The following is a 5,654-nucleotide window of genomic DNA, read 5'->3' on the forward strand; positions in this document are numbered from 1 at the left end:
TTATGTCCCAGCCCCTTTACTTTATTCTACATCGTAGCCTTGATCATCAATCGTTTCTTTGATTGTAGCAAGGGATACTGCATTAGAGTCAAACTCTACGTCCACTAAGCCTTTTTCCAATTTCACTTCTACCTTTTTAACGCCTGCAAGTTTTCCGACACTGCCTTCTACTGCTTTTACACAATGACCGCAAGACATACCTTTTACCGTTAATGTAACGTTTTCCATTATGAACATTCCTCTACTTTCTCATTAATTTTTCAATCGTGACAAGAACCTCATCAAGAACTTCGAGATCCCCTTCTTGAATCCGTTCAATCACGCAGCTTTTCATATGGCCTTCAAGCAGGATTTTTGCGACGCTATTAAGAGCAGATTGTGTCGCTGAAATTTGATGAATCACTTCATCGCAATACGTGTCTTTTTCAATTAGCCCTTTAATCCCGCGAATTTGGCCTTCAATGCGATTCAATCTGGTAATTAAGTTACTTTTCACTTTATCTGAATGGTGACTTTTCCGTTCACCATTTTCATGGTCGCAACAGGCTTCACCGCTTACTTGATCATCCTTCTCCAATCCAGTAGACATATGATCCGGCCTCCTTTTTCCCCCATTATATCATACCCCCGTACGGTAATACATGACGAAACTGTGCACGTTGGTCATTTCACTTTGATGACGAATGGGAATACTCTTACCTTCCCTTCTTGTTTAAATTCAGCCCAAATTTTATAGATTCCTGGTTTTGCAAATTCTGTCTCAAAAATAGGCTCCTGCTCATTATGCGGATGTACGTGCAAGTATTGATTTGCCGCTTCGTCAAGAATCACTACGTGACCAGCTGCACCTAAATAGGGTTCAAGTGTAGATTGATCCAAATTGAATTTGAGGGTGACTGGTTTCCCTGCCTCCTGGGCACTCAAGACCATTTCAACATTTTTTCCATCAATCGTTTTCGTGAAGATTTCCTCTGCTTGCAACTGAGCATGACTGTGACTTTCCTGTTGTTTCCCTACTGTAAAGGAGATCGGAGTAACATGGTAACTTAAGTTCTCCGGCTTAATATCAACAAATGCTTTATACGAACCATCTTTAAAGCTATGAGAAATCTCAAACTTGCCTTGTTCCACTTTTTTAGGGTGCAAATGATAATATTGATCAAGATGGTCATCAACGACAATTAAATGCAGTAGTTTTTCATGATTGACCTTTAATTGGTCAACAGCTTTACCGTCTTTATCTGTTATTTGAATGATGATCTTCCCTTTGTCATAGACAAAATTGGTTTTTACTTCACTTGTTGTTTCATCACCTCCTTCATGCTCGTGCTCATTAGTGGCATCATGTTTGGCGTCAGACATCTTATGTGAGCTTGCTTCACTATCTTTTGTAAAGAATTGTTCATAAGCTGTAAAACCCCCCATTAACACCAGTACATATACAATGGCTGCAATTGCCCATTTCTTCATCATTTCCCAACCCCTTTTGGTTACTATTGATCCAGTTTTACTCTTTGGAGCCTTAGTGCATTTAGTACAACCGATACGGAGCTAAATGCCATGGCTGCACCGGCCAGCCAAGGTGCTAGTAATCCGATTGCGGCAATCGGAATTCCAAGTGTATTATAGCCAAATGCCCAAAATAGATTTTGTTTAATGTTTTGAATGGTTTTCTTGCTCATGTAAATCGCATCAGCAATACTGTTCAAATCCCCGCGCATTAAGGTAATATCAGCGGCTTCCATGGCAACATCAGTCCCAGTGCCAATCGCCATGCCAATATCGGCAATCGCTAGGGCCGGTGCATCATTGATGCCATCGCCCACCATGGCCACTCGTTTTCCTAGCGCCTGCAGCTTTTTCACCTCAGCTGCCTTTCCTTCTGGTAGTACCTCAGCAATAACAGCGTTAACTCCGACTTCTTTTGCAATTGCGTTGGCGGTTAGCCCATTATCACCTGTCATCATGATCACTTCAAGGCCCATGTCTTTTAATTTTTTGATGGCTGCTTTTGACGTTTCTTTTACTGTATCGGCAACAGCAACGATTCCCGCCATTTTCCCATCGATTGCAACTAACATGGCTGTTTTTCCGCTCTCTTCAAGAGTGACCATTTTTTCAGCAGCCGTTTCAAATTCAATGTCATATTTTTTCATTAATTTTCTGGTACCAACAAGAATCTCTTGGTTATTAACTATCGCTCTTATCCCATACCCCGGTATGGCTTGAAACTCGGCGACATCAACTAAATCGATGCCGTTCTCGGTGATTTTACTGACAATGGCTTCTGCTAACGGATGCTCTGATTGCTTCTCTGCAGATCCAACTAATTGTAAAAACTCAACCTCCGAAAAGTCATTTTCCACGAAAATATCCGTTAACTGTGGTTTTCCGTTTGTCACGGTACCGGTTTTATCTAAAACTACAGTGTTAATGCGGTGAGTCATTTCTAAATGCTCGCCACCTTTGAACAAGACGCCAAACTCAGCGGCCCGGCCTGAACCAGCCATGATCGATGTTGGTGTGGCAAGGCCCAAGGCACAAGGACAAGCAATCACGAGTACAGCAATCATCTTTTCCAATGCTTCGGCAAAGTTCCCCGGATCTACCCAGATAAACCAGATAAGAAATGTAGCAACAGCAATTCCGACTACGATTGGGACGAAAATTCCGGATATTTTGTCTGCCAGTCGTTGAATGGGTGCCTTGGAACCTTGCGCCTCTTCTACGACTTTTATTATTTGTGCTAATGCGGTATCTTTTCCAACTTTAGTTGCTTTCATTTTTAGAAAGCCATTTTTATTAATAGTGGCGCCAATGACAGGATCGCCAACGGTTTTATCGACTGGGACACTTTCACCTGTAATCATGGATTCATCTAGGGCGGAACGACCTTCAATGATTTCACCGTCAACCGGGATTTTTTCACCTGGCTTAACATAAATGATGTCTCCCACCATCACTTCTTCTAATGGAATCTCCTGCTCGTTTCCATCCCTTAACACATTGGCGGTTCTCGCTTGAAGACCCATTAACTTCTTGATTGCTTCAGAGGACCGGCCTTTAGCTCGAGCCTCAAATAATTTTCCTAAAATGATTAGGGTAATCAGCACGGCACTAGTTTCAAAGTAAAGATCTGGCATATTCCCGCCTGACCCGAACGCTGCATCAATGGACAGGTACAGACTGTAAAAGTACGCAGCTGAAGTACCCAGTGAAACCAAAACGTCCATGTTGGCACTGCCGTTTTTCAAAGCTTTAAATGCGCCTACGTAAAACTGCTTTCCAATAATAAACTGAACTGGTGTGGCGAGTGAAAACTGGAACCAAGGATTCATGAACAGATCTGGCAAATATATAAAAGACGTGAATTCAAAGTGGCTAACCATCGCCCATAAAAGTGGGAAGGATAAAATCAGCGAAAAGATAAACTTTCCCTTTTGCTTCTCCAGCTCCTTTTCGCGATGGCTAATGGCTGCCTCCTCTTGTTCCATTAACACATCATAACCAAGATCCTGTATCTTATGAATAACCTGATCAACATTCGTCGCTTCGGAATCAAATTTGACCGTAGCCTTCTCAAGCGCCAAATTCACATTGGCCTCCTCAACCCCGGTGATCTTATTTAACCCCTTTTCAATTCGCGTCGCACAAGCCGCACACGTCATCCCAACAATTGGTAGCTGTACTTCTTTTAACATATATAGTACCCCCTATTTAAACCGTTTCGGTCTTATCATTTATCTTATGTTTTTATACTATACCCCCCTACCCTATAATGTCAATAAAAAATAATCAATTTTTCCCCAATCCGAAAAAACGGGCCTTTCTACCTGAATTTTACATGTCCACTGGAGACACACAAATGTACACGGATGGTGACAGGCACCAAAAAGTCACCAAATGAATTTACACAAAATATTTAACCAAAAAGCGCCCGTCACGTTTGTTGTGACGGGCGCTGGGTTTCTTAGGCGGTATTATTTTTCTGGTTTGTTGTTTTTTAGGATGTTATCAATGAATGGTGGCAGTTTTAGGTTTTCTGGCTGCAGGTCTAAGAATAGGTGTTCTTCTTCTTTTTCTTGTTCTGCTTGTTTTAGGATGGATATTTCTTTGTGAAGCCGTTCCATCTTTTGATCTAATTGATTGGCCATGACAGCTGCTTCTTTGAGTTCGGCGATCATATGGCTTGGGACTTCTTCGTTGTATTTGTAATAAATCTTATGTTCAAGGCTGGCCCAGAAATCCATAGCAATGGTGCGGATTTGTACCTCCACATAGGTTAAAACTTCCCGATCCGACATAAAGATTGGAATTTGTAAAATCAAATGTAGGCTTTGATAACCATTTGGCTTCGGATTTTGAATATAATCCTTATAGTCCACAACCTGAATATCCTTTTGATTCGCAAGCATCTTGCTCAGTTCATAGATATCTGAGATAAACGAACAAGTAATCCTAATCCCAGCGATATCCCTAATATGTTCTTTAATAGAGTCTAAGGAAAAATCATAGCCTTTACGATAGACCTTCTCAAAAATACTTTCAGGGGACTTTAATCTAGATTTTACATGTTCAATTGGGTTATAGTCATGAATAAAATTAAATTCCTCTTTTAATATATTAATTTTTGTATTCATTTCATCTAAAGCAAACTTATAGGACATCATAAATCTGGTCAGTTCCACTTTTAATGCCTTCAATTCTTTCAAGTCAATTCCTTGCTCCAAATTCAATTAACAACGTCCTCTCAATCATTATTTGTCTCAATAGAAGCGATTCTCTCCAAAGCTTCTGGTGGCATAACCATCCGACAAATCACTCTGGCCATTTCAAGATAATTCATCGAGATGCCCTGTTTGATTTCAGATTCTGTTGCATTTTCCACCAAAACCAGAATGGACCAGGCTACAGTTTCTAAGTCTAAATCTTTCCAGGTTAGCCCTTTTTCCCGGGCAACCTGCAATTTTAATAATATATTAGAAAATATTTTCCTTCTTGCCGTTTCTAATACCTCAGTTAACTCTATATCTTTAGGTAATAATTCAGGTAAGACCCGTTGAAGTCCCCACTCCTTCAAATGTTTCGCGTGACCTTCCAATAATGTTGCCAGCAAAGTAACAGGATCTTGGGTAGACCAACTTGGCTCAGGAGGAAGAAACCGTTCAATTTTATCTTCTAATAATGACATAAGAAGCTGTCGTTTATCAGAAAAATAACGGTAAAACGTTCCAGTCGCCACCCCTGCGTGAGCAGCTATTTCCTTTGCCGTCGTCTGCTCATATCCTTTGGTTACAAATAATACACGACCGCTCTCAATAAGGGCATTTCTCTTTTGCTGCGCTCGCTCCTGCTTGGGTACAAACGGAAAATCACCTACCAGCAAGTCCTCTTTCTCTGACATATTACCACCTCATGATTATGATAACACATAAAATTAATTTGAACCATAGTTCATGTTTTTAATTGACATACCGTATAAAACATGTAATACTTGAACTACGGTTCATGTTATATCAATTCCTGCTCAAACACCCCTTGGCTACAGAAATGATGATAACATGACCGATTTTATAAAAATTATTTTTCTAATTCACCATCGAAAAAGAAGGATATCATCTTTTTTTTTCGAATACTATATTATAACTTTTTAG

Annotated in this window: 6 protein-coding genes; all 6 read right to left on the minus strand. The window is 40.4% G+C overall.

Annotated elements, in window-relative coordinates; all coding sequences use genetic code 11:
- Positions 1-21: 21 nt before the first annotated feature.
- The 6 genes from copZ to V7083_RS05175 all read right to left on the minus strand — a co-directional run bounded on the left by copZ (position 22) and on the right by V7083_RS05175 (position 5,404).
- Positions 22-228 (minus strand): copper chaperone CopZ, encoded by a 207-nt coding sequence (gene copZ, locus V7083_RS05150; RefSeq protein WP_335476072.1) that lies wholly within the window; start codon positions 226-228, stop codon positions 22-24.
- 13 nt (positions 229-241) lie between these two features.
- Positions 242-589 carry a metal-sensitive transcriptional regulator gene (locus V7083_RS05155; protein ID WP_335476074.1) on the minus strand — a complete coding sequence of 116 codons (348 nt, stop codon included), beginning with the start codon at positions 587-589 and terminating at the stop codon, positions 242-244.
- Positions 590-663: 74 nt separating this feature from the next.
- A complete protein-coding gene (locus tag V7083_RS05160) occupies positions 664-1,473 on the minus strand; it encodes a hypothetical protein (RefSeq protein WP_335476076.1) in 810 nt (269 codons plus the stop codon).
- Positions 1,474-1,493: 20 nt separating this feature from the next.
- Positions 1,494-3,701, minus strand: a complete 2,208-nt coding sequence (locus tag V7083_RS05165; protein WP_335476078.1) for a heavy metal translocating P-type ATPase — start codon at positions 3,699-3,701, stop codon at positions 1,494-1,496.
- A gap of 279 nt (positions 3,702-3,980) precedes the next feature.
- On the minus strand, positions 3,981-4,670 hold the full coding sequence (locus tag V7083_RS05170) for a GTP pyrophosphokinase (RefSeq protein ID WP_335476187.1): 690 nt from the start codon (positions 4,668-4,670) through the stop codon (positions 3,981-3,983).
- Between the two features lie 80 nt (positions 4,671-4,750).
- A complete protein-coding gene (locus tag V7083_RS05175) occupies positions 4,751-5,404 on the minus strand; it encodes a TetR/AcrR family transcriptional regulator (protein ID WP_335476080.1) in 654 nt (217 codons plus the stop codon).
- Positions 5,405-5,654 lie beyond the last annotated feature (250 nt).

It is taken from the genome of Bacillus sp. JJ1764, from assembly GCF_036962145.1.
Classification (GTDB): domain Bacteria; phylum Bacillota; class Bacilli; order Bacillales; family Cytobacillaceae; genus Neobacillus.